We start from the raw sequence: 24,139 nt of genomic DNA on the forward strand, positions 1-24,139 counted from the left end.
AGGGCCCGGCGAACCGGGCCCCGGCCGGCGCCCCAGGTTCCCGGGCCCGGGCCCGCACCGCAGCAGACGCGCCGCCCACCGGCGCGTGGCTTACAGGCCCAGCCGGGCGCGGAGGCCCACGCGTTCGTCGGTGTCGACCGCCGCCGCCCCGTCCGTCACGGTCTCGTAGACCGCCAGGATGTCCGCGCCGACCGTCGACCAGTCGAAGCGCCGCACGTGCGCCGAGCCCCGCAGGCTCAGCGCGCCGCGGCGCTCCTCGTCGCCGAGGAGCCGGATCGCCGCGTCCGCGAGCGCGTCCGCGTCCTCGTTGGCGAAGAGCTCGCCCGCCGCGCCCTGGTCCAGGACCTGCGCGAAGGCGTCCAGGTCGGAGGCGAGGACCGGCGCGCCGGCCGAGAGCGCCTCGACGAGGATGATGCCGAAGCTCTCGCCGCCGGTGTTGGGCGCCACGTAGACGTCGACACTGCGGAGCAGCCGTGCCTTGTCCTCGTCGCTGACCATGCCGAGGAACTCCACCCGGGACCGCATCTCGCGCGGCAGCGAGGCGACCGCCTCCTCCTCGTCCCCCCGCCCGGCGACCAGGAGCCGTGCCCCCGGCCGCTCGGTGAGGATCCTGGGCAGCGCCCGCATGAGGACCGGCAGGCCCTTCCGGGGTTCGTCGATGCGCCCGATGAAGCCGAGCGTCTCGCCCTGCCACTCCTTCTTCGGCTCGGCGCGCGCGAAGAAGTCGACGTCGACCCCGTTGGGGATGACGACGGCGTCGCCGCCCAGGTGCTCGACGAGGGTGCGCCGCGCGTACTCGCTCACCGCGATCCGCGCGCTGATCTTCTCCAGCGCCGGCTGGAGGATCGGGTACGCGGCGATCATCGCCCGCGAGCGGGGGTTCGAGGTGTGGAAGGTCGCCACGATCGGCCCCTGCGCGGCCCAGCAGGTCAGCAGCCCGAGCGACGGCGAGGTCGGCTCGTGGATGTGGACGACGTCGAAGGTGCCGTCGTGCAGCCAGCGACGGACCCGCGCGGCGGAGAGGAAGCCGAAGTTCAGCCGCGCCACCGAGCCGTTGTACGGCACCGGGACGGCCCGGCCCGCCGACACCACGTACGGCGGCAGCGGCGTCTCGTCGTCGGCGGGCGCGAGGACCGAGACCTCGTGGCCGAGCCTGATCAGGTGCTCGGCGAGGTCGCGGATGTGGAACTGGACGCCGCCCGGCACGTCCCACGAGTACGGGCAGACGATCCCGATCTTCACGCGCCCCGCTCCCCGTCCCGCTCGGCGCCCACGGCCCCGGCGTCCCCGCCGGTCTCGGGCCGTTCCTCCAGGTCAGCGAGCCACAGTCGTTGCAGCATGTGCCAGTCCTCCGGGTGTTCCGCGATGCCGGAGGCGAAGGCGTCGGCCAGCTCCTGGGTCATCACGGAGGTCTTCTCCGCGCGCGTGCCCGACCCGGGCACGGCGATCGGCGCGTGGATGCGCCCCCGCATGACGGAGGCGTCGCCGTACCAGAGCGTCACGGGGAGCAGCAGCGCGCCCGTCTGCTGGGCGAGGATCGCCGGTCCCGCGGGCATCCTGGCGGTGTCGCCGAAGAAGGTCACCTCGGTGCCGGAGGCCGACAGGTCGCGGTCGGCGACCAGGCAGACCAGGCCGCCGGCCCGCAGGCGCCGCGCGAGCGTGCCGAAGGCGGAGCCCCCGGTGTGCGGGAGGACCTCCATGCCGAGGGACTCGCGGTAGGCCACGAAGCGGTCGTAGAGCGTCTCCGGCCTGAGCCGCTCGGCGACGGTGGTGAACGGCACGCCGAGGGAGCGGGTCACCCACACGCCCGCGAGGTCCCAGTTCGCGAGGTGCGGCAGGGCCAGCACGACGCCGCGTCCGGCGGCGAGGCCCTCCTGGAGGTGGTGGACGCCCTCGATGTCTATGCCGCGCTCGACGCGCTCCCTGCTCCAGGTGGGCAGCCGGAACGACTCCATCCAGTACCGCATGTACGAGCGCATGCCGGCCTTCGACAGCTCGGCGAGCCGCTCGGGGGTGGCGTCCGGCACCACGCGCGCGAGGTTCGACTCCAGGCGCAGGACGCTCTTGCCGCGCCGCTTCCACGTGAGGTCGGCGATCCTGCGGCCGAGCCCGGCGGCCACCGGCTCGGGCAGCTTCTTGACCGTCGCCCAGCCGGCGCCGTAGAGCCCGTCGCTCAGCCGCTCCCTGAAGGTGCCGCCCCCCGACGCGCCGCCCTCCGGGACGCCGCCGGCGGGCCGGCCGGCCGCGGGGGATCCGCCGCCGGACGCGCCGCCCTCGGGGGTGCCGCCCTGCGGCGCCCCGTCCTTCACCGTGCTCATGTCGCAGCCCCGCTCCCGCCGGCCGCGGCGGCGTCCGCCTCGGCCGATTCCCGCCGTACGGTCACCACGCGCTGCCCCAGGGTCACGGCACTGCCGACGGCCACGATCCACAGGGCGATCGGCAGGAGCACCTGCACCCCGGGGACGCCGAAGGCGTGCAGTCCGGCCAGGCCGGCCGCGACGAGCGAGATCACCAGGCGCTCGGCGCGCTCGATCAGGCCGTTGACGGCGACGGGCAGCCCGATCGACTCGCCCCGGGCCTTCGTGTACGAGACGACCTGACCGCTCGCCAGGCAGAAGATCGCCACGGCGCACAGCACGTTGTCGTCGCCCGTGCCCGCGTACCAGAGCGCGAAGCCGCCGAAGATGGCGCCGTCGGCGACCCGGTCGAGCGTCGAGTCGAGGAAGGCGCCCCAGCGGCTGGAGATCCCCGCCTGCCGGGCCATGTTGCCGTCGACGAGGTCGGAGAAGACGAAGAGCGTGATGACGATGGTGCCCCAGAAGAACTCCCCGCGGGGGAAGAACACCAGAGCGCCGGCCATCACCCCCGCCGTGCCGATGAGCGTGACCGCGTCGGGGCTGACGCCCCTGCGGAGCAGAAACGCGGCGAACGGTGTGAGGACACGCGTAAAGAATGCACGCGCGTACTTGTTCAGCATGGCCTTCCCGGTGTTCGGTGGGCCGCGGCCCCTACGACCACCGGCTCACCCATCGTAGCCACGCGCGCCCCGGCGCACGGGCGGCACCCGCCCCGCGGCGCCCGCGTCCCCCGCGAGGGCCCTCCCCGTGTACGACGTATGGACGCCTCCCCGCGTCGGTGCAAAGCTCGAAGGACCACCGCGGGCCCCCGGCCGGAGCCGTACCGCGAGAGACCCTCCCCCCGTGGCACCCGCCGTACCACCCCACCGTGCGAGCAGCCGGGAGGAACACATCATGGGTGAGAAGGCGAACACGGCCGCCGGAGCCGCCGGAAGGGCTCCGACGGCCGACCGGCCCGCGGCCGTGCGGAACGTGGTGCTGGTCGGCCACAGCGGATCCGGCAAGACGACCCTGGTCGAGGCGCTGGCCCAGACCGCCGGGGCGCTCAACCGGGCGGGCCGGGTCGAGGACGGCGGCACCGTCTCCGACTACGACGAGATCGAGCACCGCCAGCACCGCTCCGTGCAGCTCTCCCTCGTCCCGGTCGGCTGGGACGGGTACAAGATCAACCTCCTCGACACCCCCGGGTACGCCGACTTCGTCGGGGAGCTGAGGGCCGGTCTGCGCGCCGCGGACGCGGCCCTCTTCGTGGTCTCGGCCGCCCAGGAGGCCGACGCCGTCGCCGCGTCCACCCGGATGGTCTGGGAGGAGTGCGCCGCCGTCGGCATGCCTCGGGCCATCGTCGTCACCCACCTCGACACCGCGCGCACCGACTTCGGCGAGCTGACCGGGGTCTGCGCCTCGCTGTTCGGCCACGACGACCCGGACGCCGTTCTGCCCCTCTACCTCCCGGTGCGCGGGGCCGAGGGCGCCGACGGGCACGCACCCGCCACCGGTCTGGTCGGCCTGCTCTCGGAGCGGATCCTGGACTACTCGACGGGGGTGCGGACGGAACGCCCTCCCGACGAGGAGCAGCGGCCGCTGATCGCGGAGGCCCGTGCCCGGCTGATCGAGGGGATCATCGCCGAGAGCGAGGACGAGACCCTCATGGACCGCTATCTCGCGGGCGAGCCGATCGACGTGAAGACGCTCGTCGACGACCTGGAGAAGGCGGTGGCCCGCGGAGCCTTCCATCCGGTGCTCGCGGCCGCCCCGGCGGCCGCCGGCGGGTCGCAGGGACTGGGCACGCTCGAACTCCTGGAGCTGATCACCGGCGGCTTCCCCTCCCCTCTCGAGCACGAGCCGCCCGCGGTGACCACCCCCGACGGGCAGCCCCGTCCGCCCCTGGCCTGCGACCCGGAGGGCCCGCTCGTCGCCGAGGTCGTGAAGACCTCCTCGGACCCCTATGTGGGCCGGGTGTCCCTGGTTCGCGTCTTCTCCGGCACCCTGCGCCCCGACGAGACCGTCCACGTCTCGGGGCACGGCCTGGCCGACCGGGCGCACGAGGACCGGGACCTGCACGAGGCCGACGAGCGGGTCGGCGGTCTCACCTCGCCCTTCGGCAAGCAGCAGCGGCCCATGGCGCACTGCGTCGCCGGGGACCTCGCCTGCGTGGCCCGGCTGGGCCGGGCCGAGACCGGCGACACGATCTCGGCCAAGGACGACCCCCTCCTGATCGAGCCCTGGAGCATGCCGGAGCCGCTGCTCCCGCTGGCCGTGCAGGCCCACGGGAAGGCCGACGAGGACCGGCTCTCGCAGGGCCTCGCCCGGCTGGTCGCCGAGGACCCCGCCCTCCGGCTCGAACAGAACCCGGACACCCGTCAGATGGTCCTGTGGTGCCTGGGCGAGGCCCACCAGGACGTCGTCCTCGAACGCCTCCGCGGCCGGTACGGGGTCCAGGTCGACGCCGTGCCGTACAAGGTGGCGCTGCGCGAGACCTTCGGCGGCGCGGCGGCGGGCCGGGGCCGGCACGTGAAGCAGTCCGGCGGCCACGGCCAGTACGCCGTCTGCGAGATCGAGGTGGAGCCGCTCCCGCCGGGCAGCGGCGTCGAGTTCGTCGACAAGGTGGTCGGCGGCGCGGTGCCCCGCCAGTTCGTCTCCTCCGTCGAGAAGGGCGTACGCGCCCAGGCCGCGCGCGGCGTCGCGGCCGGGTACCCGCTCGTCGACGTCCGGGTCACCCTCAGGGACGGCAAGGCGCACTCGGTGGACTCCTCGGACGCCGCCTTCCAGACGGCCGGCGCGCTCGCGCTCCGCGAGGCCGCCGCCGAGGTCCCCGTGCACCTCCTGGAGCCGGTCGCCGAGGTGCAGGTGACGGTGCCCGACGAGTACGTCGGTCCGGTGATGAGCGACCTCTCGGGCCGGCGGGGCCGGGTCGTGGGCACGGACCAGGCTGGGCCCGGCCGGACGGTGGTCCGGGCCGAGGTGCCGGAGATCGAGATCGGACGGTACGCGATCGACCTGCGGTCCGTGTCGCACGGCACGGGTCGCTTCGACCGCGTGTACGCCCGGCACGAGCCGATGCCGCCGCAGCTGGCCGAGAAGGTCCGCGCGCAGGGCTGACGGAGCCCTCCGCCGGGGCGCCGACACCGAGGGGCGTCCGTCCGGCCCGGGCCGGGCGGACGCCCGCGCGTGCGTCATTCGGCCTCGCTGTCCACAGGCGGTGACGCACACGACGGTCCCCGGTTACTCTGTGGTGCCCAGCTCAGAAGGTGTGCGGGGCGCGGCAGTTGGGAACAGCCCGCACTAGGAACCGCGGCGATGGGGGCGGCAGTGTCGATCGATGGCTTCGGACCCGGGGCGCAGGTCCCCCTGACGGGCACGGGCGGGGGCACGGGGGCGACGAACGCGCTCGCGTCCGCCGCGTACCGGGACAGCGAACTGAAGACGATTCAGGAAGCGGACAACGAGCTCTACAAGACGACCCTCAAGGGCGGGAAGTGGGAGAAGCTCTTCCGTCCCGACCTGGGCGAGGCCTTCTCCCGGGCGGTCCAGGTCCGCATGCTCGGCGGCGGCCGCGCCGCACTCATCCAGTCGTTCGGCGCCGAGCCGCAGCCGGTCGTCGAGCACTGCCTCGCGGCCACCCATATCCGCCGCCAGCGGGACACCAAGCTCACCCTGATCACCTTCGTCTGCGGCGTCCTCTTCCTGCCCGGCCTGCTGCTGTGGCTCGGCATCATCCAGCTGCGCCGGCTGGCGGCCGGCTCCGACAACAGGCGGACTAGCGTCGTCGGCACGGTGCTGCTGTGGGCGGCGGGCATCTTCGCGGCGCTCGTGCTCCTCAAGCTGCCCCTGGACGGGATCCTGCCGAACTACCTGCGCGCCATGATCGTGGCCCCGGTCATCGGCTGGTTCCTGGCCCGCCGGGTCTGCGACCGCTCCGCCGTGGACCTGCGGGAGCGCTGGGCGGGGCTGCTCAGCGGCGGCGGCGCCGGGCCGCAGATCCCCAAGTCCGTCCCGCAGGACCCGGGCGAGAAGTCGGCGGAGGAGCTGCGGCTGAACCTGGAGAAGCTCTCCGCCGAGCAGCAGTCCAACATCGCGTTCTACGCCGGGCCCAAGGGCATCCTCGGTCTCGGCACCCGCTGGGGCAGCTGGACCCTCGCGGAGGAGCTCGTGCCCGTGGCCGGCCGGGAGATCCACGACTTCCGCGCCTGGGACGTCATCCGCAAGATCCACGACCAGCTCGCCCTGCTCGAGCGCGGCTCCCTCAAGACCGGCTTCCCCAAGCCGACGGTCAAGCACTGGATCGTCTCCGCGGTCGGCGAGGGCGCCGACTCCGTCACCCGCCCCGAGGGCGACAACATCGTCCACTTCCAGGTCAAGCCGCACGAGATACAGCGCATCTGCAACGACCAGCAGTTCGGCGCGGGCAACCGGCACTACCTGGGAGTCCAGTTCACGCTCTGGGACGGGAACCTGGTCCTGACCATGATGGTCACGGTGACCTCGCTCCACCACACGCTCCGGATCGAGGTCACCGGGCACGCGCTGGGCCCGGTGCACGGCCTCTTCGGCACGAAGCCCGCGGCCAAGACCCGGGAGGTCTCGAAGACCGTCCGGTTCTGGGAGACGAAGTCGATCCAGCAGCCGCTGCTCACCACCGACGACGTCGTCCGGCTGGCGGTGCGCGCGCCGCTCACCTGGTACCCGCCGGTGCTGGAGTTCCTCGGCGGGAAGATGGTGCTGCCCGAGCCGTTCGGCCTGCGGCACGTCTGGGCCGGGCCGCTCTGGAAGAACCGCTTCATGGCCGACGACGCCATACGGATGGCGACGCCGGTGCTGCGCGCGGTGCACTCCGCGACCCTGAAGTTCCTCGACGAGCACAACGTGGACACGGAGCGCTTCACCAACCGCTCGCTGGTCCTCAGCGGCGGCATCCAGGAGCCGGGCCCCAAGAAGGCCGACGTCTACGACGCGTGACGGGGCCGCGTGCGAGGGCCCCGGGCGGCCGGGGGCGCGGACGGCGAAGGGCCCGGGCCACGACGGTGGCCCGGGCCCTTCGCGTACGGGTCAGACGGCGGCGGGCCAGGCGTCGGCCAGCATCTTCCGGGTGTCCGCGAGGAGCTGCGGCAGCACCTTGGTGTGCCCGACGACCGGCATGAAGTTGGTGTCGCCGCCCCAGCGGGGCACCACGTGCTGGTGCAGGTGGGCGGCGATCCCGGCGCCCGCGACGGCGCCCTGGTTCATGCCGATGTTGAAGCCGTGGGCGCCGGAGGCCGCCCGCAGCGCGACCATCGCGCGCTTGGTGAGGTCGGCGAGCTCCGCCGTCTCCGCCGCGTCCAGGTCCGTGTAGTCGGCGACGTGGCGGTAGGGGACGACCATGAGGTGACCGCCGTTGTACGGGTACAGGTTGAGGACCGCGTACACGCTGCGGCCCCGGGCGATCACCAGACCGTCCTCGTCCGACTTCGACGGAATCGAGCAGAACGGACAGCCGTCCTCGGCACCCGGCCCGGTCGGCTTGTTCTCGCCCTGGATGTACGCCATTCGATGAGGCGTCCAGAGGCGCTGGAACGCGTCCCGCGTCCCCACTCCGATCTGCTGCTCCGGCTCAGTCGTCATGCTGTGCAGCATATTGCGTCGCCCGTTCGGAACGTGTCGCCGGGGCGGAAGATCCGTGCAGCGGCCATGCTGAGGCGATGAGCGACAGGCCCCCGAAACCACCGCGTCAGAAACGCTGGGACCGTCTCATGGAGCTGCCGCTCGCGGTGGCCTCCCTCCTCTACCTGGCGAGCTACGCGGTGCGCATCCTCGCCCACGACCACCTTCCGCAGGAGTGGCTCGACGTCTGCCTCACCGTCACCTTCGTCTCCTGGGGCGTCTTCGTCGCGGACTATCTGGTGCGTCTGCGCCTCAGCGGTCTCGGCCCCTTCCGCTTCCTGCGCACCCACCTCCTGGACACGGTCGTCCTGCTCCTGCCGCTGCTGCGGCCGGTGCGGATGGTGAGCATGTACGACCAGGTGCAGCGCCGCCGGGATCAGCCGCGCCTCACCCTCTACGCGCGCGTGATGGTCTACGCCGGTCTCACCGTGGCCCTGCTCGGCTTCGCCGGCGCCCTCACCGTCTACCACTACGAGGCCGGCGCCCCCGGGGCCTCGATCGTCACCTTCGGCGACTCGGTCTGGTGGACCTGCGCCACGCTCGCGACCGTCGGGTACGGGGACGTCGTCCCGGTGACGCGGATGGGCCGGGTGACCGCGGTGGGGCTGATGGCCTGCGGGCTCGCGCTGCTGGGCGCGGTGACGGGTTCGTTCTCGTCCTGGCTGATCCAGTCGTTCACCCGGGACGACGAGAAGGACGGCGGAAGGCCCCCGGGGGGATTCCCGGGGGCCTCCTGAGCCGCGTCCTCCGGGTCCGTCGGACCCGGAGGACGCGGGGGTGCCGCTCGATCAGACCTGGACGCGGTCCTCGACGACCTTGGCGATCTTGGCGATGGCCTCGTCGACGGGGATGCCGTTCTCCTGCGAACCGTCGCGGTAGCGGAAGGAGACGGCGCCGGCGGCCATGTCCTCGTCACCCGCGATGATCATGAACGGGACCTTCTGCTTCTGCGCGTTGCGGATCTTCTTCTGCATCCGGTCCGAGGACGAGTCGACGTCCACCCGCAGCCCCTGCCTCTTCGCCTTGGCGGCGAACTCGTGCAGGTAGTCGACGTGCGCGTCGCCGATCGGGATGCCGGTCGCCTGCACGGGGGCCAGCCACGGCGGCATCGCACCCGCGTAGTGCTCCAGGAGCACGGCGAAGAAGCGCTCGATCGAGCCGAACAGCGCGCGGTGGATCATGACCGGGCGCTGCTTGGTGCCGTCCGGGGCGGTGTACTCCAGGTCGAAGCGCTCCGGCAGGTTGAAGTCGAGCTGCACGGTCGACATCTGCCAGGTGCGCCCGATGGCGTCCCGCGCCTGGACGGAGATCTTCGGGCCGTAGAACGCGGCGCCGCCCGGGTCGGGGGTCAGCGGGAGGCCCTGCTTCTCGGCGACCTGCTGGAGGACCGCGGTGGCCTCCTCCCAGACCTCGTCCGAGCCGACGAACTTCTCCGGGTCCTTGGTGGAGAGCTCCAGGTAGAAGTCGGTCAGACCGTAGTCGCGGAGCAGGTTGAGGACGAAGGTGAGGGTCTTGTCGAGCTCCTCCGCCATCTGCTCCTTGGTGCAGTAGATGTGCGCGTCGTCCTGGGTGAAGCCGCGGGCGCGGGTCAGACCGTGCACCACGCCGGACTTCTCGTACCGGTACACGGTGCCGAACTCGAAGAGCCGCAGCGGGAGTTCACGGTACGAACGGCCGCGCGCGTCGAAGATCAGGTTGTGCATCGGGCAGTTCATGGGCTTGAGGTAGTAGTCCACGCCCTCGTCGAGCTGCATGGGGGGGTACATGCCCTCGGCGTACCAGTCGAGGTGGCCCGACTTCTCGAACAGCTTGCCCTTGGTGGCGTGCGGCGAGTAGACGAACTCGTAGCCCTCCTCCTCGTGGCGCTTGCGCGAGTAGTCCTCCATGACCCGGCGGATGATGCCGCCCTTGGGGTGGAAGACGGCGAGGCCGGAGCCGATCTCGTCCGGGACGGAGAAGAGGTCGAGCTCGTTGCCGAGCTTGCGGTGGTCGCGCTTCTCGGCCTCGGCGAGGAAGTCGAGGTGGGCCTTCAGCTCGTCCTTCGACGGCCAGGCGGTCCCGTAGATGCGCTGGAGCATCGGGTTCTTCTCGCTGCCGCGCCAGTAGGCGGCGGCGTTGCGCATCAGCTTGAACGCCGGGATGTTCCGGGTGGTGGGCAGGTGCGGACCGCGGCAGAGGTCCTTCCAGCACAGGTCGCCGGTCTTGGCGTCGATGTTGTCGTAGATGGTCAGCTCGCCGCCGCCCACCTCGACGCTGGCGCCGTCGTCGGTCGACGCGGAGCCCTTGATGCCGATGAGCTCCAGCTTGTACGGCTCGTCGGCGAGCTCGGCGCGGGCGTCCTCGTCGGTCACCACGCGGCGGGCGAAGCGCTGGCCGCGCTTCTGGATCTCCTGCATCTTCTTCTCGATGACCTTGAGGTCCTCGGGGGTGAAGGGCTTCTCGACGTCGAAGTCGTAGTAGAAGCCGTCCCGGACCGGCGGGCCGATACCCAGCTTGGCCTCGGGGAAGAGCTCCTGCACGGCCTGGGCCATGACGTGCGCGGTCGAGTGGCGCAGGATGTCGAGACCGTCCGGGGAGGAGATCTCGACGCCCTCGACGACATCGCCGTCGGCGAGCTCGTACGACAGGTCCTTCAGCTCGCCGGCCACGCGGGCGGCGATGATGGTGCGGTCGTCGGCGAACAGCGCGCCGGCGGTGGTGCCCGCGCTCACCGCCCTCTCCTCTGCTTCCGAGGCGGACTGGACGGTCACACGGACTTCAGACACGGGTACTCCGTACATAGGGGCGCAAGCAGACACGAGGTGCCTGCGCCGGCGGTGCGCGACAGGTACGAGGTGCCGCGCACGGCCGATCCTACCGAGGGGTCCGGGCGGCCCGCGAAACGGTTTCCCGGCCGCCGGACCCCGCCCGGCGGCTCACTCCCCGTCCGGACCGCAGTCCTCGTCGAGGAAGTCCGCGTCCTCGGCCGTCCCCCGGAGCGACTTCAGCAGCCGGTCCCGCTCGGTCTCGTCGACCTGGACCGGGACGACCCCGGACGCGTCCGTGAGCCGGCGGAAGCCGCCCCGGCTCTCCAGCCGGCCCACGACCCGGATCGGGAGTCCGGCGAGATGGGCGTGCCCGGCGGTGCGGTACGCCTCCTCGTCCAGGCCGACCCGGACGTGCGGGACCTCCGCCCCGCCGAGGACCCGGAGCCGTACGGTCCCCTCCCCGTGCGGTCCGGAGCGGCGCATGCGGACGACGGTGCCGGTCAGCCGGACCGGCACGGAGGGCTCGTCGGTCAGGTAGCGGGCGCTCGCCTCGCGCAGCGCGGGCAGGTCTCCGGGCGAGAACTCGACGGGCGCGGGCCGGGCGGCGCACCCCTCGGGGGCCCCGGCGGAGGGGGCCCACTCCAGGGCGATCCTGGCTCCCTCGGTGCCCCGCACCAGGGCCACGAGCGCCTCGGTGAGCTCACGGCTGACGCCCGCCTCGACGGCGGCGTCGAAGGCCTCCATCCCGCCGGTGGCCCGCTGGTAGTCGGTGGCCTCGCGGGCCGCGTGGAGGGCGTGGTAGAGCCGCACGGCGATGGGGCGGCCCGGTGCGACGGGCAGGAACGCGGTGAGGCCGCGCCCGCCGGGGGCCGCGCCGACGACGACGGTCTCCAGGGAGGCCTGGGCGGGGCGCCGGTGCCGGGCCCCGTAGTAGCCGGCCCGGCCGCGCACGGCCAGGGCCCCGGCGAGGAGGAGCTGGCGGGCGGCGGACCGGAGCTGCTCCTGCACGGTCCAGGGGACGACGCCCGCCGGGCCCGGGGGGACGTCGCGCCACCAGCGGATCTCGTCGCTGGGCACGGCGAGGCCGGTGAGGACCTCCCGGGCGGAGGGCGTGCCGCTGCGGGCGAGGGCGGTGAGCGCCTCGCCGAGCAGGTCCTCGCAGTCGGGGAAGGCCCGGCTCTCCGGGACGAGGAGGCTGGTGCCGGTGCTGCCGGGCGGGGTCCAGCGGCTGTACCGGCCGGCCGCGCCGCCCCGCCGCCGCCAGCCGTGGCGGGCGAGCAGGGCGCCGAGGACCCGCGGGTCGACCCTGCCGGGGTCGGGTGCGCCCTGGCTGTCGGCCCAGGGTCCGGCGGGCGGGCCGGGGACCCCGGTCCAGGGCCCGGGGAGGTCCCCGGGCGCCGGGTGGGGGCGGTAGGGCGGGGGAACGGAGACGGGGCCGTGTCCGGCCCCGTTCCCCTCGTCCCCGAACGTCGGTTCGTCGATCGGCCGGTGCATCAAGGTCTCCCTCCCCCGCCGACCCGGGTCATGATCTCGCAGAGCGCCCGGTCGTCGAAGATCCGCGTCGTCGGCACGCGCACGGTGGTCCGGCGCCGTCCGGTGACCGGGTGTCCGGCCAGGTTGATCCAGTAGCAGCAGTGCCGCAGGTCGAGCCGGTCGTGACTCGCCCTCAGCCAGTCGTCCCGCGACCTCGGTACGAGCATCACCACGAGGATCTTGTGGACGGACACCGGGGTCCTGGCCAGCTTCACCAGGTGGTCGTTGTCGAGGGTGAACGAGAAGGTCTTCCCGGGCGGGCGCGGCGGGATCTGGTAGGTGCACTTGAGCTGCACCTTGATGGTCACCTCGTCGTCGACCGTGTGGGCGGGCGAGCCGTGGCTCACGTGCCAGTCGATGCCGTTGTCCGGAAAGGGCTGGGACAGCGAGCAGCCGGCCGCGGCGGCGACGGCGTGCAGGTATCCCACCTGGAGGGTCTCCATGCAGGCGGTGGTGGCGAGTGAGCCGCGCGTCGGTGCCAGCCGCTGGGGCGGCAGCCCTCCCGACTCGGGCTGGGCGAGCGCCATGTGTTCTTCCTTCCCCGTCCCTTGTGTTGTGACCGGTCCGCGTACGGCGCAAACAGTCCGGGTATCACCGTTTCGGGGCAGGGGGTTGGCCATCTGCCGCACGTGTGCGAGGAGTTCAGGGATGACGATGCACTGGTACGAAGGGCCCCTGGCCGCTTTCGACACGGAGACCACCGGAGTCGACGTCGAGGGCGACCGGATCGTGTCCGCCGCCCTGGTCGTCCAGGACACGGTGGGGGCGCGTCCGCGGGTGACGCGCTGGCTGGTCAATCCGGGCATACCGGTGCCCGCGGGGGCCACCGCCGTGCACGGGCTGACGGACGATCACCTCCAGCGGTACGGCCGGTGGCCGTCGCCGGTGATGGAGGAGCTGGCGCGGGCGCTGGCGGAGCAGAGCGCGGCGGGTCGTCCGCTGGTGGTGATGAACGCGCCGTTCGACCTGACGATCCTCGACCGCGAGCTGCGCCGGCACCGGGCCTCCACGCTCGGCGACTACCTCGGGGGGAATCCGCTGTGCGTCCTGGACCCGCGGGTCCTGGACAAGCACCTGGACCGGTACCGCAAGGGCCGCCGGACGCTCACGGACCTGTGCGCCCACTACGAGGTGGAGCTGACGGGGGCGCACGACGCGGCGGCGGACGCGACGGCGGCGCTCGACGTCGTCCGGGCGGTGGCGCGGCGCTTCTCGTCGCGGCTGGAACGGCTGACGCCGACCGAGCTGCACACGCTGCAGGCGGTGTGGCACGCGGCCCAGGCGCGGGGTCTCCAGGCCTGGTTCACCCGGCAGGGCACTCCGGAGACGGTGGACACGTCGTGGCCGCTGCGGCCGGAGCTCGGCACGGCGGCCTGAACCGGGCCCGGATTCCCGGCACATGACAGAGGCCGGCCCGTCTCGCGACGGACCGGCCTCTACCCGGTGGGCGATACTGGGATCGAACCAGTGACCCCTTCGGTGTGAACGAAGTGCTCTCCCGCTGAGCTAATCGCCCGGGAACGGGTTGAACCATACAGGCCCCGGAGCCCTTCGTTCAAACCGGTCGCAGCCGGGCGGCGATCCCCCGGCGCCCGCCCCGCATCATCAGGGCGTGGTTGACGCGGAACAGGGGACGGCCGGGGACGGCGAGGGCGCGCAGCAGGCGGGCCCGGACCTCGACCTCCTGCTCGTAGAGGACGCGGGTCCCGGTCCCGTCCGGGGCGAGGGTCCAGCGGGCCCAGCCCTCCAGGTCGCCGCCGAGCCCGATCTCCAGGACCCGGGCCCCGGGGTCGCGGCGCAGGGCGCGGGCGGTGACGACGATGTCGTACGGGAGGAGGGAGCGGAAGCGGGCGGTGCCGGTGGTGTCGTCGACGGGGACGACCTCACGGACCTGGGGCCACCACCGGGGGTACTCCTCGGCCCGTTCCAGGACGGCGTAGACGGCGTCGGGCGGCGCGGCGAGGCGCCAGACGCTGCGGAAGCGGTACCGGCACCAGTCCATGCCCCCAGTGTGGACGTACTCAGGCCACGGGGACCGGAAAGATGAGTACCCGGACGCATTCCCGGCGGCTGCGGCCGGGGCCACACTCCGGTCATGGACAACTCCCTGCCGCCCGCTGACGAGCTGGTGCTCGTCGATCGTGAGCTGGCCCGACTCGACGCGCGTCGGTCCCAGTTGCTGACCCGGCGGGCCTGGCTCGTCCAGGCGCTGTACGCGCCGGCCGCGCCCGTGGCGCCCGGTCCGCGCCCGCCGGTGGCGGACTCGACGCCGCGGAGCGCGCAGAACGTGCTGCTGACGCTCGGCGGCACCCTGCTGACGATCGCGGCGATCGCGTTCACGCTGGTGAGCTGGGGATCGATGGGGATCGGCGGCCGGGCCGCCGTCCTGTTCCTGGTGACCTCGGCGGCGCTGGCGGCACCGGTGGCGCTGCTGCGCCGCGGGCTGGTGTCGACGGCCGAGTCGGTGGCGGCGCTGGGCCTGGTCCTGATGGTGCTCGACGCGTACGCACTGCACCGGGTGGCCCTGCCGGGGGCGGACGGACTCGGGTACACGGCGGTGGCCGCCGCGGTCCTCGCGGGCGGGTGGACGGCGTACGGCTCGGCGCTGTCGCCGCTGCGGATCCCGCTGCCGGCGGCGGTGGTCGCGGGGCAGCTGCCGCTGCCGCTCGGAGTGCTGGCGGCCGGGGGCGGTCCGACGGCCTTGGCGTGGGCGGCCCTCGCGACGGCCGCGGCGGACGGCGCGGTGATCCTGTGGACCCGCCCGGCCGCGGTGCGGATCACGGCGGCGGTCGGTGCCGCGGCCCTGGGCGGCTGGGCCCTCCTGACGGGCGGCTGGCTCTCCCTCGTCTCCCCCTGGACCGGTGCGCCGCTGCTGCTGGCGGCCGCGGCGATCGCCCTGTACACGGCGTGGCGCACGTCCGCCGCGGCGGTGGCGGGCGCGGTGGTCGCGGGTCTGGCGGTGGTCACGGCCGCGGGCGGTCTGCTGCGCTCGGCGGTGTCCTCGGACTGGACGGTCCCGGCGTACGTGCTGTGCGGCCTGGCCGTCGCGTCGGTGTGGCTCGCCGGCCGCCGGGAGGCCTCGCCGGAGGCCCGGGGCCGGCGCGCGCTGCCGGACGGCGTCCGGCTGGGGCTCGCCTGCGCGGGTGCCGGTACCGCGGCGCTGGGCGTCGTGTGGGCGGTGCCGCCGGTGGCGGCCGGGCTGCTGGGGCCGATGGCCCGGACGACCGGGGTGTGGTCCGGCGAGCACGCGGGACAGCCGCTCGCCTCGTTCCCGGGGACGGCCGCCCTGGTCCTGGCGGTCGCGGCGGCCGTGCTCGCGGCGGTCCCCCGGCTGTGGGCCCGCTGCGGCGCCCTGGCCCTGGCCTGGGCGCTCCTGACCGCGCTCCCGGTCGCCCTCGGACTGCCGTACGCGGCGACGCTCGCGCTCCAGCTCCTGACGACCGCGGCGGCGCTGGCCGGCGCGGTCCGCCCGGGACCGCTGACGCGTGGCCTGCGTCGCCCTGAGGCCGCCCCGGAGGCGGGTGCGACGGATGCGGCGGGTGCGGGGCGGCCCGAAGCCGTCCCGACCGACCCGACCGGCCCGACCGCCCCGGCGGCCCCTGCCGCGTCCGGCACCCCCTGGCCCGCCTGGGTGCCCTCCCGGCCCCGTCCGCAGGCGTCCGGCGCGGAGGCGGGGACCGTCCTCGGCCGGATCGCGTACGCCTTCGGGCTCGGGTCCGCCGTGAGCGCGGTCGCGCTCTCGCTGGACGTGCGCGGAGCCACCTTCGCGACGCTCGGCGTGCTGCTGGTCCTGCTCGGGGGCGCGGCCGCGTTCGGCACGGGCGCGCGCCGGGTGGTCGCCGCCTGTGCCGCGGTGCTCACCGCGACCGGGCTGGTGCTGGCCTCGGCCGCCGCCGGCGGGTTCGAGGACCACTGGACGGCGCTCGCCCTGCTGGGGATCACGGCGGCCACGGCCGCGGTCGGCGCCAAGGCCCGCCCGGTGGCCCTGCCGGTCGAGATCACCGGTGCGGTCGTGGCGCTCCCGGCCTTCGCGCTCGCCGCGCCCCGGCCCGCGTTCCTGGCGTCGGCCCTCGCCCTGGGCGGGGTGATCGCGGCGGCGACGGCGGTGCGTCCCGAGCGGCGGCGGTTCGCCTCGTGGACGGCCGCGGCGCTCTTCCTGCTCGCCGCCTGGGTGCGGCTGGCGGCGTGGGAGGTGACGACCCCGGAGGCGTACACCCTGCCGGTGACCGTGCCCGCCCTGGTCGTCGGGTTCCTGCGACGGCGCCGGGACCCGGAGGCCTCGTCCTGGACGGCCTACGGCCCGGGTCTCGCGGCGACCCTGCTGCCGAGCCTCGTCGCGGCCTGGACGGACCCGGAGTGGCCGCGCCCGCTGGCCCTGGGGCTCGCGGCGCTGGCCGTGACGCTGCTCGGGGCACGGTTCCGGCTCCAGGCTCTTCTGATCCTGGGCGGCTCGGTGCTGGCCCTGGACGGGCTGCACGAGCTGGCGCCCTACGTGGTGCAGGCGGTGGGCGCGCTGCCGCGCTGGCTGCCCCCGGCCCTCGCCGGGCTCCTGCTGCTCGCGGTGGGCGCCACGTACGAGCAGCGGCTGCGGGACGCCCGCAGGCTCCGGGACCGGGTCGCGCGGATGCGGTGACGGCGGGGCGGCCGGGGGCCGTCACGCCGAAGGCCCGAGACGGTGTTCCGTCTCGGGCCTTCGGACCGGGTGGTGGGCGATACTGGGTTCGAACCAGTGACCCCTTCGGTGTGAACGAAGTGCTCTCCCACTGAGCTAATCGCCCCGGTGCACCGCAAACATTACCGCATGTCAGCGGGGCTCCCGCACCACCCGCGGGTCACTCGTCGATCTTCCACGGCATGACGAGGCCGAACTTCCACAGGTAGACGCCGAGCAGGGCGGCGATGATCACCAGCCCGACGGTGGTGAGGATGATGTTCCTGCGGCGGACCTTGGGGTCGAGGGCGCGCTGCGCGGCCTCCGTGACCTTGCGCTTGGTCCAGCGGAGCACCAGCTGCGCCCAGACGAACTCGGTCGCCCAGATCGCCATGCCGGCGAAGATGACCAGCCACCCGGGTCCCGGCAGCGGCAGCATGACCACTCCGGCGCCGACCACGGCGAGTCCCACGATGAAGACGCCGACCTGCCAGCTCAGATGGAGGCCCCGTCGGGACTTGATGAACTCCGGTGCGCGGGATCCCAGTTCGGCGTCCTTGCCGTCTGCGGACTCCCCGGTGCGCTCGTCACTCTCCGCATTCATGGTCACCAACTTACCGGACGCGGAGCCCTCACCGGAATGGAGGTATTACCGCAGGTCACACGCCCCCGATCGAGCGACCTGAACGATCACAAAACCGACAGAGGGGTTTACAACGGCACCGGAGGTGGCATGTCGATTTCGCCGACGTGCGAATCCCCGAGCGCACACTGAGCGAAAGGCCCTGGCGCTTATGAACACCACGGTCAGCTGCGAGCTGCACCTGCGCCTCGTTGTGTCGAGCGAGTCCTCACTGCCTGTACCCGCGGGCCTGCGGTATGACACGGCCGATCCCTATGCCGTGCACGCCACCTTCCACACCGGAGCCGAGGAGACGGTCGAGTGGGTCTTCGCCCGCGACCTTCTCGCCGAGGGGCTGCACAGGCCCACCGGCACGGGCGACGTCCGCGTCTGGCCGTCGCGTAGTCACGGCCAGGGAGTCGTCTGCATCGCGTTGAGCTCCCCCGAGGGAGAAGCCCTGCTCGAGGCCCCGGCGCGGGCCCTGGAGTCGTTCCTGAAGCGGACCGACGCCGCCGTGCCACCGGGCACCGAGCACCGGCACTTCGATCTCGATACGGAGCTCTCCCACATCCTGGCGGACAGCTGAGCCAGGCCGAGAGCCGTACGGCGCCGTCCGACTCGGGGCGACGGCGCCGCGCGGGCAGCCATCCAGGCACGACAACGGCGCTCCCCGCCGCGCAGCCGGCGCGGTGGAGGGCGCCGTTGTCCTTTTCCCGGTCGCGCTAAAGTCAGCGCCATTCCGCGGGAGCCCGCCCGCGGCCGGCCAGGGAGCGAATCGTGCTGATCCCCCACGACACCCGGATCGCCCTCGACACAGTCGTCGATCTGATGAACACCGCGCCGCAGGGCGACCGGGCCGACGAGCTCGCGGACATCCAGGGGCTGCGGACCTTCGTACGCGCGCACAAGATCAGCGACGTGGGCGACCTCGGGGCGGCCGACCTGCGGGCGGTGCGCGAGGTGCGCGAGAAGTTCGCGGCGGTCTTCTCCGCCCCCGAGGCCCGGATCGCGGCCCCCCTGATCAACCAGCTGGTGGCGGGCGCGGGGACGACGCCCCAGCTCACCGACCACGACGGCTACGACTGGCACGTGCACTACTTCGCGCCGGGCGCGTCGGTGTCCGACCACCTCGCGGCCGACTGCGGCATGGCGCTGGCGTTCATCGTGGTGGCGGGCGAGCAGGAGCGGCTGCGGCGCTGCGAGGCGCCGGACTGCGGCCGGGCCTTCGTCGACCTCTCCCGCAACCGCTCGCGCCGCTACTGCGACAGCCGCACCTGCGGCAACCGGCTGCACGTGGCCGCGTACCGGGCGCGCCGCAAGGAGGCGGCGGGCTGACGGGACCGGCCCCGGCGACCGGGTCCCGACCCGGCCCGGGCCCGTCACAGGACGAAGAGATCGTGCACGGCGGCCATGAGGAGCAGACAGCCGATCACCCCGAGAAAGATCATCAACGGGGGCTGCGAGAGCGCGAACAGGCAGCCGCGCGGCTCTTCGGCGGGGGCATCGGGGGCGGCGGGGACGGTCTCCCGCGAGGTATCCAGCATCTCGGGGGGATGATCGCGCACGCCGGACCCCGGAAATGCGCAACACGCATCATCGGAAGGGGTGTTCACCCCTTCCCGTGGATCGGCGGACGATCACGGAAGCGGGAACGGCCAGAAGCGGTCAGATTCCGTGCTTCTTCAGAATCGCCTCGATGTCGCTGAAGTCCTCGCCCGCGGGCGTGCCGGTCCGCGGCTTCGCCGTCACGGCACGCGAGGGCGACGAGGCGGCGGGCGCCACGGCCGCCGGCTCCGGCGCACCCTCGGCCCGCCGGCGTCCGCCACGGCGCCGTTCGACGGCCCGGGTGGACAGGAAGAGCAGCCACGCGGCGCCCAGGACGCCGAAGCCGGCCCAGGCGACCGGGCTGAACGCCGTGTCCGCGAGCCATTCGACGGCCCCCGTCATGACCAGACCGATGGGCACCAGGGAGTAGGCCGCGATCCGGGCGGCGGACAGGAACCGCTTCCGGTACGCCGTGATCGCGGCGATGCCCAGGCCCGCCGCGGACACCGCGGAGCAGATGGTCTCGGCGAGCATGCGGTCCTCCAGGTCCCGGGTGATACGTCCCTTCCATCCTGCACCGGGGAGGCCCTTCGGGGCCACGTCCCGGGCCCGGTCTCAGGGAGATCTCCGGGTCGCCCGGCCCCGGTCTCCTCCCCTGGTCCCGGTGCGGGGACGACCGGCTCCTCCCCGGTGAGGGAGACTGCTGCCATGAGCGACTCCACCACCGCACCCGCCTCCCCCGTCGTCGTCGAGGCGTGGTTCGACCTCCAGTGCCCCGACTGCCTGCGGGCCCTCGACGACGTCCGCGCGCTGCGCGAGAAGTACGGCGACCGGCTCGACGTGCAGCTGCGGCACTTCCCGCTCGCCAAGCACAAGCACGCGTACGCCGCCGCGCAGGCGGCCGAGGAGGCCTTCGCCCAGGGCGGCGGCTGGCCGTACGCCGAGGCGCTGCTCGCCAGGACCGCGGAGCTGGGCGAGCGGGGCGAGCCGGTTCTCCTGGAGGTCGCGGCCGAACTCGGCCTGGACGCCGAGGAGTTCGACACGGCGCTGATCGACGGGCGGCACCTGCTGACGGTCGACGCGGACGAGGCCGAGGGCAAGGCGATCAAGGTCACCGGCACGCCGACGTACGTGGTCGACGGCGAGCGGCTGGACGGCGGCCAGAGCCAGGACGGGCTGCGCGCGCGCATCGAGGAGATCGCCGACCGCCTCCTGCAGGGCTGAGGACCGGGGCGCCGGAGACGCGCGGCCGGACGTACGGGACGGGGAGACGCGAGCCCCGTACGCGCGAAGCCCGAGCGGACGGACCGGAGACGCGGGCGCCCGGAGCGTACGGACCGGAGGTGCGGCGTACGGACCGGGGCCGCGGGCGTACGGACCGGAGGGCGCGGGCGTACGGACCGGAGGTGCGGCGTACGGACCGGAGGTGCGGCGTACGGACCGGAGACGCGCCGCCCTTCCCGCCGCGCCCCGACGTCCCGCCCGGAGCCGCCGGGGCCCTCCCGCCGTCGCCCCTCCCCTACCGCAGCTCCTTCGCGCTGTTGACGTACGTCGTGCGGTAGCCCAGGGACTCGTACAGCCGGAGCGCCGGGGCGTTGCCCGCGAAGACGTGCAGTCCGATCAGGGTCTCCCCGGCCTCCCGCGCGACCCGCTCGGCCAGCAGCATCAGCGCCCGCCCGTAGCCGTGGCCGCGCTGCGCCTCGTCGACCTCGATGTCGTACACGAAGGCCGCCCACCGTCCCGGCTCCAGCTCGATCCGGCCGGTCCACAGGTGCCCGGCGGGCCGGCCGTCCCGGACGACGACGTGGATCGCCACGCCCGGGGTGGCGAGCCCCTCGGGGAGGTACTTCGCATGGCTGCTCTCGGCCTTGGCGCGGGCCTGCTCCTCGGGCACGCCCCGGTCGGTCCAGCTGCGCGCGAAGCCCTCCTTGGCCCGCACCTCCCAGGCCTCGTACTCGGCCTCCGTCATCGGCCGCACCTCGACGCCCTCCGGCAGGACCGGCGGCTCGGCCGGCAGTTCCTTGACCATGTTCCGGCTCCGCTCGGTGTACCCGAGGGCGCCGGCCATCCGCAGCGCCGGTCCGGCGTCGGCGGGCACCGAGATCTGCACCTCGACGCATCCCCAGCCCCGCAGGACCTCCTCCGAGGCGAGCGCCGCGACGGTGCCGCGGCCGCGCCCCCGGTCCGGCTCCAGGACCCCGAGGCGGCTGATCACGCCGGAGGCGGCGCCGAAGCCGGGGTCGGTGGAGAGGTGCACGGAGCCGACGCGGCGGCTGTTCACACACACGTCGTAGGTGCGGGAACGGCCGCCGTCGGGCGTCTGCTGAAGCGGCTCGGCCGGCCGCAGGGTGGTGGTCATCAACCGTGTTCTACCCACCCGCGGGCCGTCCGTCATCAGGTTTTGCGCGGGCGGCTACGGGAGCCGCGGATCCCGGTCCCGCGCGGCGTGCTCGTCGAAGATCCGCATGGCCTTGGCGGTGACCGGACCCGGCGCGGGCGACAGCTCGCGGCCGTCGACCCGGTGCACGGCCTGCACGTCGCGGAGCGTCGAGGTCAGGAAGACCTCGTCGGCGCTCTCCAGGACGTCCAGCGGCAGGTCGGCCTCCTGCGCGCCCGTCCACTCCACGGTGAGGGCCCGGGTGATGCCGGCGAGGCAGCCGGAGGAGACGGGCGGGGTGAGGATCCGGCCGCCGACCACGACGAAGACGTTCGAGCCCGTGCCCTCGCAGAGCCGCCCGACCGTGTTGGCGAACAGCGCCTCCGAGGCGCCCCGCTCGCGCGCCCGGGCCAGGGCGACCACGTTCTCGGCGTACGAGGTGGTCTTGAGCCCGGTGAGGGCGCCCCGCTCGTTGCGGGTCCACGGCACGGTGATCACCGCGGTGGAGTCGGCGCGGCGGGCGGTCTCCCCCAGACCGACGACCAGGCCGGTCCCCGCCTCGCCCCGCTCGGAGCCGAGCGGCGAGACACCGCCGGTGTACGTGATGCGGAGCCGGCCGAGCTCCATCGGGTTGGCCTCCAGGACGGCGGCACAGGCGCGGCGGACCTCGTCCAGGTCCGGCTCGGGCAGGCCGAGTCCGCGGGCGGACCGGGTCAGGCGCTCCAGATGGAGGGTGAGGGCGAAGGTTCCGCCGCGCTCCGCCTTCACCGTCTCGAAGACGCCGTCGCCGACGGTCAGTCCGTGGTCCAGTACGGAGACCGTGGCGGCCTCCGCGTCGTGCAGCCCGCCGTTGACCCAGATCTTCATCGGGAAGTGGCCTTTCCGGTCGCCTCGAGGGCGCCTGACTCGTGAGCGCCCGACGCTATCGCGACCAGCCGGGACGCCTTCAGTTCGGTCTCCTCCCACTCGCGCTCCGGGTCGGAGCCCCAGGTGATCCCGGCGCCGGTGCCGAAGCGGAGCACGCCCTCGGCGCGGTCGATCCAGAAGGTCCGTATCCCGACGGCCAGCTGCGCCGTGCCCGCGTCGGCGTCGACCCAGCCGAGGCCTCCGCAGTACGGGCCGCGGGGGGCGGTCTCCAGGGCCTCGATGATCCGCAGCGCGCTGGACTTGGGCGCCCCGGTCACGGAGCCGGGCGGGAAGGTGGCGCCCAGCAGCTCCGGCCAGCCGGCGTCCTCCCGCAGCAGTCCGGTGACGGTGGAGACGAGGTGGACGAGGCCGGGGTGCTCCTCGACGCCGCAGAGGGTGGGCACCGCTACGGAGCCGGTCTCGCTGACGCGTCCCAGGTCGTTGCGGACCAGGTCGACGATCATCACGTTCTCCGCGTGGTCCTTGGGCAGGAGGTCCGCCGCGGTGCGGCCGGTCCCCTTGATGGGACCGGAGGAGATCAGGGCCCCCTCCTTGCGGAGGTACAGCTCGGGAGAGGCGGTGGCGATCTCCACCCCGTGCGCGGGCAGCCGGATCGTGCCCGCGTACGGGGCGGGGTTGCCCCGGGCGAGAAGCGCGGTGAGGGCGTCGACGTCGGCGGCCGCCGGGTCCGGCAGCGGCGCGGTCAGCACCCGGCAGAGGTTCGCCTGGTAGACCTCCCCCCGCGCGATGTGCTCGCGCACCCGCCGGACGCCCGCGGTGTACGCGGCGCGGTCGAGCGAGGACGTCCAGTCCCCGGCGGCGGGGCCGCGCCAGCCGCCGGGGACGGGCGCGGGCACCGGCTCGGCGCGCACGTCGCCGAAGCGGGCGCAGGTCAGCCGTCCCTCGAAGTCCGCGCAGACGGCCCAGAAGCCGGCGGAGTCCAGGGCCTCGGGGTCGTGGGTGACGTCCCGGAGGTCGGTCGCGAGGAGGCCGCCGAAGCGGGCCAGCGGAGCAAGGTCGTACACGCATCGAGTCTAGGTCCGCCGGAGGAGGGGTACCGGGGGCGCGGGGGACGGGGCTCCCCGCCACCCCGGGAACACGGCGAGTGAACGCGGCGCGAACCCTCCGGGACACCCGGCCGGGCACCCGGATCGGTCCGCAGGTCAGCACGCTGCGGAAACGCGTTTTTGTGCTGGCCCAGGAATCCGCTAGAGTTCAACACGTCGCCGGGACGCGCAAGCGAAACGGAAACGACAAGCGGACGTGGCTCAGTTGGTAGAGCATCACCTTGCCAAGGTGAGGGTCGCGAGTTCGAATCTCGTCGTCCGCTCGATGTGGGGGATCTTCCCGAACCCCCGTATTCACTCCTGGTGGAGTGGCCGAGAGGCGAGGCAACGGCCTGCAAAGCCGTCTACACGGGTTCAAATCCCGTCTCCACCTCCAAGCGCGATTAGCTCAGCGGGAGAGCGCTTCCCTGACACGGAAGAGGTCACTGGTTCAATCCCAGTATCGCGCACGCAGAACAACCGAAGATCCGGTCCGCATGGACCGTCCCGCGCGATTAGCTCAGCGGGAGAGCGCTTCCCTGACACGGAAGAGGTCACTGGTTCAATCCCAGTATCGCGCACGCAGTACGCAGTACCTTCGGGTACGCCGTGTGCATCACCCGCGCGATTAGCTCAGCGGGAGAGCGCTTCCCTGACACGGAAGAGGTCACTGGTTCAATCCCAGTATCGCGCACCATCCAGGAAGCCCCCGGCCGCA

At 73.5% G+C, this 24,139-nt stretch carries 22 protein-coding genes and 7 tRNA genes; 13 read left to right on the forward strand and 16 right to left on the reverse strand.

Annotated features, from left to right (window positions below; genetic code table 11):
- Positions 1–90: 90 nt before the first annotated feature.
- From ACF09E_RS19080 to pgsA, 3 genes are read right to left on the reverse strand one after another with little or no spacing between them, the layout of a single operon-like run.
- Complete coding sequence (locus tag ACF09E_RS19080) at positions 91–1,242, reverse strand: glycosyltransferase family 4 protein (protein ID WP_392206215.1); 1,152 nt, start codon at positions 1,240–1,242, stop codon at positions 91–93.
- Entirely contained in the window at positions 1,239–2,318 is a 1,080-nt protein-coding gene (locus tag ACF09E_RS19085) for a phosphatidylinositol mannoside acyltransferase (protein ID WP_392206216.1), read from the reverse strand. The genes ACF09E_RS19080 and ACF09E_RS19085 overlap by 4 nt, the downstream gene beginning before the upstream one ends.
- Positions 2,315–2,977, reverse strand: coding sequence for a phosphatidylinositol phosphate synthase (pgsA, locus tag ACF09E_RS19090; RefSeq protein ID WP_392206217.1), 663 nt, complete (start codon positions 2,975–2,977; stop codon positions 2,315–2,317). Before pgsA ends, ACF09E_RS19085 begins: the two co-directional genes overlap by 4 nt.
- 274 nt (positions 2,978–3,251) lie before the next feature.
- Between pgsA and ACF09E_RS19095 the strand changes: the two genes are divergently transcribed.
- Both ACF09E_RS19095 and ACF09E_RS19100 read left to right on the forward strand, forming a co-directional pair.
- Positions 3,252–5,456, forward strand: coding sequence for an elongation factor G-like protein EF-G2 (locus ACF09E_RS19095; protein ID WP_392206218.1), 2,205 nt, complete (start codon positions 3,252–3,254; stop codon positions 5,454–5,456).
- Positions 5,457–5,654: 198 nt separating this feature from the next.
- Positions 5,655–7,313: a hypothetical protein gene (locus ACF09E_RS19100; protein WP_388806476.1), complete on the forward strand. Its 1,659-nt coding sequence runs from the start codon at positions 5,655–5,657 to the stop codon at positions 7,311–7,313.
- Positions 7,314–7,403: 90 nt separating this feature from the next.
- Here the strand turns inward: ACF09E_RS19100 and ACF09E_RS19105 are convergent, their stop codons facing one another.
- A complete protein-coding gene (locus ACF09E_RS19105) occupies positions 7,404–7,967 on the reverse strand; it encodes an HIT domain-containing protein (protein WP_361846498.1) in 564 nt (187 codons plus the stop codon).
- A gap of 65 nt (positions 7,968–8,032) precedes the next feature.
- Between ACF09E_RS19105 and ACF09E_RS19110 the strand changes: the two genes are divergently transcribed.
- Complete coding sequence (locus tag ACF09E_RS19110) at positions 8,033–8,731, forward strand: potassium channel family protein (RefSeq protein ID WP_392206219.1); 699 nt, start codon at positions 8,033–8,035, stop codon at positions 8,729–8,731.
- Between the two features lie 51 nt (positions 8,732–8,782).
- Here the strand turns inward: ACF09E_RS19110 and thrS are convergent, their stop codons facing one another.
- The 3 genes from thrS to ACF09E_RS19125 all read right to left on the reverse strand — a co-directional run bounded on the left by thrS (position 8,783) and on the right by ACF09E_RS19125 (position 12,801).
- A complete protein-coding gene (gene thrS / locus ACF09E_RS19115; RefSeq protein ID WP_392206220.1) occupies positions 8,783–10,759 on the reverse strand; it encodes a threonine--tRNA ligase in 1,977 nt (658 codons plus the stop codon).
- A gap of 150 nt (positions 10,760–10,909) precedes the next feature.
- On the reverse strand, positions 10,910–12,235 hold the full coding sequence (locus ACF09E_RS19120) for a hypothetical protein (RefSeq protein ID WP_392206221.1): 1,326 nt from the start codon (positions 12,233–12,235) through the stop codon (positions 10,910–10,912).
- Positions 12,235–12,801: a DUF4365 domain-containing protein gene (locus tag ACF09E_RS19125; protein ID WP_392206222.1), complete on the reverse strand. Its 567-nt coding sequence runs from the start codon at positions 12,799–12,801 to the stop codon at positions 12,235–12,237. The genes ACF09E_RS19120 and ACF09E_RS19125 overlap by 1 nt, the downstream gene beginning before the upstream one ends.
- Positions 12,802–12,922: 121 nt before the next feature.
- On the opposite strand from ACF09E_RS19125, the gene ACF09E_RS19130 reads away from it, so the two are divergent.
- On the forward strand, positions 12,923–13,651 hold the full coding sequence (locus ACF09E_RS19130; RefSeq protein ID WP_392206223.1) for a 3'-5' exonuclease: 729 nt from the start codon (positions 12,923–12,925) through the stop codon (positions 13,649–13,651).
- A gap of 67 nt (positions 13,652–13,718) precedes the next feature.
- On the opposite strand, the gene ACF09E_RS19135 is transcribed toward ACF09E_RS19130, so the two are convergent.
- Together ACF09E_RS19135 and ACF09E_RS19140 are read right to left on the reverse strand one after the other, a co-directional pair.
- Positions 13,719–13,790: transfer RNA gene (locus ACF09E_RS19135), tRNA-Val, on the reverse strand.
- A 39-nt stretch (positions 13,791–13,829) separates the two neighbouring features.
- The gene (locus ACF09E_RS19140) at positions 13,830–14,276 is read right to left on the reverse strand and encodes an SRPBCC family protein (RefSeq protein WP_392206224.1); all 447 of its coding nucleotides are present in this window, start codon (positions 14,274–14,276) and stop codon (positions 13,830–13,832) included.
- Positions 14,277–14,369: 93 nt separating this feature from the next.
- Between ACF09E_RS19140 and ACF09E_RS19145 the strand changes: the two genes are divergently transcribed.
- On the forward strand, positions 14,370–16,907 hold the full coding sequence (locus ACF09E_RS19145; RefSeq protein WP_392206225.1) for an SCO7613 C-terminal domain-containing membrane protein: 2,538 nt from the start codon (positions 14,370–14,372) through the stop codon (positions 16,905–16,907).
- A 70-nt stretch (positions 16,908–16,977) separates the two neighbouring features.
- Here the strand turns inward: ACF09E_RS19145 and ACF09E_RS19150 are convergent.
- Positions 16,978–17,052 (reverse strand) — tRNA-Val (locus tag ACF09E_RS19150).
- Positions 17,053–17,106: 54 nt separating this feature from the next.
- Positions 17,107–17,529 (reverse strand): TIGR02611 family protein, encoded by a 423-nt coding sequence (locus tag ACF09E_RS19155; RefSeq protein ID WP_388806487.1) that lies wholly within the window; start codon positions 17,527–17,529, stop codon positions 17,107–17,109.
- A gap of 190 nt (positions 17,530–17,719) precedes the next feature.
- Here ACF09E_RS19155 and ACF09E_RS19160 point away from each other — a divergent pair, with 190 nt between their 5' ends.
- The gene (locus ACF09E_RS19160; protein ID WP_015032345.1) at positions 17,720–18,133 is read left to right on the forward strand and encodes an SsgA family sporulation/cell division regulator; all 414 of its coding nucleotides are present in this window, start codon (positions 17,720–17,722) and stop codon (positions 18,131–18,133) included.
- A 191-nt stretch (positions 18,134–18,324) separates the two neighbouring features.
- Complete coding sequence (locus tag ACF09E_RS19165; RefSeq protein ID WP_392206226.1) at positions 18,325–18,882, forward strand: CGNR zinc finger domain-containing protein; 558 nt, start codon at positions 18,325–18,327, stop codon at positions 18,880–18,882.
- A 44-nt stretch (positions 18,883–18,926) separates the two neighbouring features.
- Here ACF09E_RS19165 and ACF09E_RS19170 read toward each other — a convergent pair whose 3' ends face one another.
- Positions 18,927–19,091: a hypothetical protein gene (locus ACF09E_RS19170; protein ID WP_167346850.1), complete on the reverse strand. Its 165-nt coding sequence runs from the start codon at positions 19,089–19,091 to the stop codon at positions 18,927–18,929.
- A 121-nt stretch (positions 19,092–19,212) separates the two neighbouring features.
- The gene (locus tag ACF09E_RS19175; protein ID WP_392206227.1) at positions 19,213–19,626 is read right to left on the reverse strand and encodes a hypothetical protein; all 414 of its coding nucleotides are present in this window, start codon (positions 19,624–19,626) and stop codon (positions 19,213–19,215) included.
- A gap of 174 nt (positions 19,627–19,800) precedes the next feature.
- Between ACF09E_RS19175 and ACF09E_RS19180 the strand changes: the two genes are divergently transcribed.
- Positions 19,801–20,316, forward strand: a complete 516-nt coding sequence (locus ACF09E_RS19180; RefSeq protein WP_392206228.1) for a DsbA family protein — start codon at positions 19,801–19,803, stop codon at positions 20,314–20,316.
- 295 nt (positions 20,317–20,611) lie between these two features.
- On the opposite strand, the gene ACF09E_RS19185 is transcribed toward ACF09E_RS19180, so the two are convergent.
- From ACF09E_RS19185 to ACF09E_RS19195, 3 genes are read right to left on the reverse strand one after another with little or no spacing between them, the layout of a single operon-like run.
- Positions 20,612–21,451, reverse strand: coding sequence for a GNAT family N-acetyltransferase (locus tag ACF09E_RS19185; protein ID WP_392206229.1), 840 nt, complete (start codon positions 21,449–21,451; stop codon positions 20,612–20,614).
- Between the two features lie 54 nt (positions 21,452–21,505).
- Positions 21,506–22,336 (reverse strand): aminotransferase class IV, encoded by an 831-nt coding sequence (locus ACF09E_RS19190; protein ID WP_392206230.1) that lies wholly within the window; start codon positions 22,334–22,336, stop codon positions 21,506–21,508.
- On the reverse strand, positions 22,333–23,400 hold the full coding sequence (locus tag ACF09E_RS19195; protein WP_392206231.1) for a chorismate-binding protein: 1,068 nt from the start codon (positions 23,398–23,400) through the stop codon (positions 22,333–22,335). The genes ACF09E_RS19190 and ACF09E_RS19195 overlap by 4 nt, the downstream gene beginning before the upstream one ends.
- Positions 23,401–23,632: 232 nt before the next feature.
- On the opposite strand from ACF09E_RS19195, the gene ACF09E_RS19200 reads away from it, so the two are divergent.
- The 5 genes from ACF09E_RS19200 to ACF09E_RS19220 all read left to right on the forward strand — a co-directional run bounded on the left by ACF09E_RS19200 (position 23,633) and on the right by ACF09E_RS19220 (position 24,118).
- Positions 23,633–23,705 (forward strand) — tRNA-Gly (locus ACF09E_RS19200).
- A gap of 39 nt (positions 23,706–23,744) precedes the next feature.
- Positions 23,745–23,818: transfer RNA gene (locus ACF09E_RS19205), tRNA-Cys, on the forward strand.
- A gap of 1 nt (position 23,819) precedes the next feature.
- Positions 23,820–23,891 (forward strand) — tRNA-Val (locus tag ACF09E_RS19210).
- Between the two features lie 39 nt (positions 23,892–23,930).
- A tRNA-Val gene (locus ACF09E_RS19215) sits at positions 23,931–24,002 on the forward strand.
- Positions 24,003–24,043: 41 nt separating this feature from the next.
- Positions 24,044–24,118, forward strand: a tRNA-Val gene (locus ACF09E_RS19220).
- The last annotated feature ends 21 nt before the right edge of the window (positions 24,119–24,139 follow it).

Origin of the sequence: Streptomyces sp. NPDC014891 (genome assembly GCF_043081085.1) — a bacterium.
Taxonomy (GTDB): Bacteria; Actinomycetota; Actinomycetes; order Streptomycetales; family Streptomycetaceae; genus Streptomyces.

What these genes read in the sequence shown, in the direction of transcription:
- ACF09E_RS19190 (WP_392206230.1), bottom strand. Translation starts at nt 22,336, where the DNA reads ATGAAGATCTGGGTCAACGGCGGGCTGCACGACGCGGAGGCCGCCACG.
- ACF09E_RS19140 (WP_392206224.1), bottom strand. Translation starts at nt 14,276, where the DNA reads ATGGACTGGTGCCGGTACCGCTTCCGCAGCGTCTGGCGCCTCGCCGCG.
- ACF09E_RS19175 (WP_392206227.1), bottom strand. Translation starts at nt 19,626, where the DNA reads ATGCTCGCCGAGACCATCTGCTCCGCGGTGTCCGCGGCGGGCCTGGGC.
- ACF09E_RS19110 (WP_392206219.1), top strand. Translation starts at nt 8,033, where the DNA reads ATGAGCGACAGGCCCCCGAAACCACCGCGTCAGAAACGCTGGGACCGT.
- pgsA (WP_392206217.1), bottom strand. Translation starts at nt 2,977, where the DNA reads ATGCTGAACAAGTACGCGCGTGCATTCTTTACGCGTGTCCTCACACCG.
- ACF09E_RS19105 (WP_361846498.1), bottom strand. Translation starts at nt 7,967, where the DNA reads ATGCTGCACAGCATGACGACTGAGCCGGAGCAGCAGATCGGAGTGGGG.
- ACF09E_RS19125 (WP_392206222.1), bottom strand. Translation starts at nt 12,801, where the DNA reads ATGGCGCTCGCCCAGCCCGAGTCGGGAGGGCTGCCGCCCCAGCGGCTG.
- ACF09E_RS19095 (WP_392206218.1), top strand. Translation starts at nt 3,252, where the DNA reads ATGGGTGAGAAGGCGAACACGGCCGCCGGAGCCGCCGGAAGGGCTCCG.
- ACF09E_RS19170 (WP_167346850.1), bottom strand. Translation starts at nt 19,091, where the DNA reads ATGCTGGATACCTCGCGGGAGACCGTCCCCGCCGCCCCCGATGCCCCC.
- ACF09E_RS19160 (WP_015032345.1), top strand. Translation starts at nt 17,720, where the DNA reads ATGAACACCACGGTCAGCTGCGAGCTGCACCTGCGCCTCGTTGTGTCG.
- ACF09E_RS19155 (WP_388806487.1), bottom strand. Translation starts at nt 17,529, where the DNA reads ATGAATGCGGAGAGTGACGAGCGCACCGGGGAGTCCGCAGACGGCAAG.
- ACF09E_RS19180 (WP_392206228.1), top strand. Translation starts at nt 19,801, where the DNA reads ATGAGCGACTCCACCACCGCACCCGCCTCCCCCGTCGTCGTCGAGGCG.
- ACF09E_RS19130 (WP_392206223.1), top strand. Translation starts at nt 12,923, where the DNA reads ATGACGATGCACTGGTACGAAGGGCCCCTGGCCGCTTTCGACACGGAG.
- ACF09E_RS19145 (WP_392206225.1), top strand. Translation starts at nt 14,370, where the DNA reads ATGGACAACTCCCTGCCGCCCGCTGACGAGCTGGTGCTCGTCGATCGT.
- ACF09E_RS19120 (WP_392206221.1), bottom strand. Translation starts at nt 12,235, where the DNA reads ATGCACCGGCCGATCGACGAACCGACGTTCGGGGACGAGGGGAACGGG.
- ACF09E_RS19185 (WP_392206229.1), bottom strand. Translation starts at nt 21,451, where the DNA reads ATGACCACCACCCTGCGGCCGGCCGAGCCGCTTCAGCAGACGCCCGAC.
- ACF09E_RS19100 (WP_388806476.1), top strand. Translation starts at nt 5,655, where the DNA reads ATGGGGGCGGCAGTGTCGATCGATGGCTTCGGACCCGGGGCGCAGGTC.
- ACF09E_RS19085 (WP_392206216.1), bottom strand. Translation starts at nt 2,318, where the DNA reads ATGAGCACGGTGAAGGACGGGGCGCCGCAGGGCGGCACCCCCGAGGGC.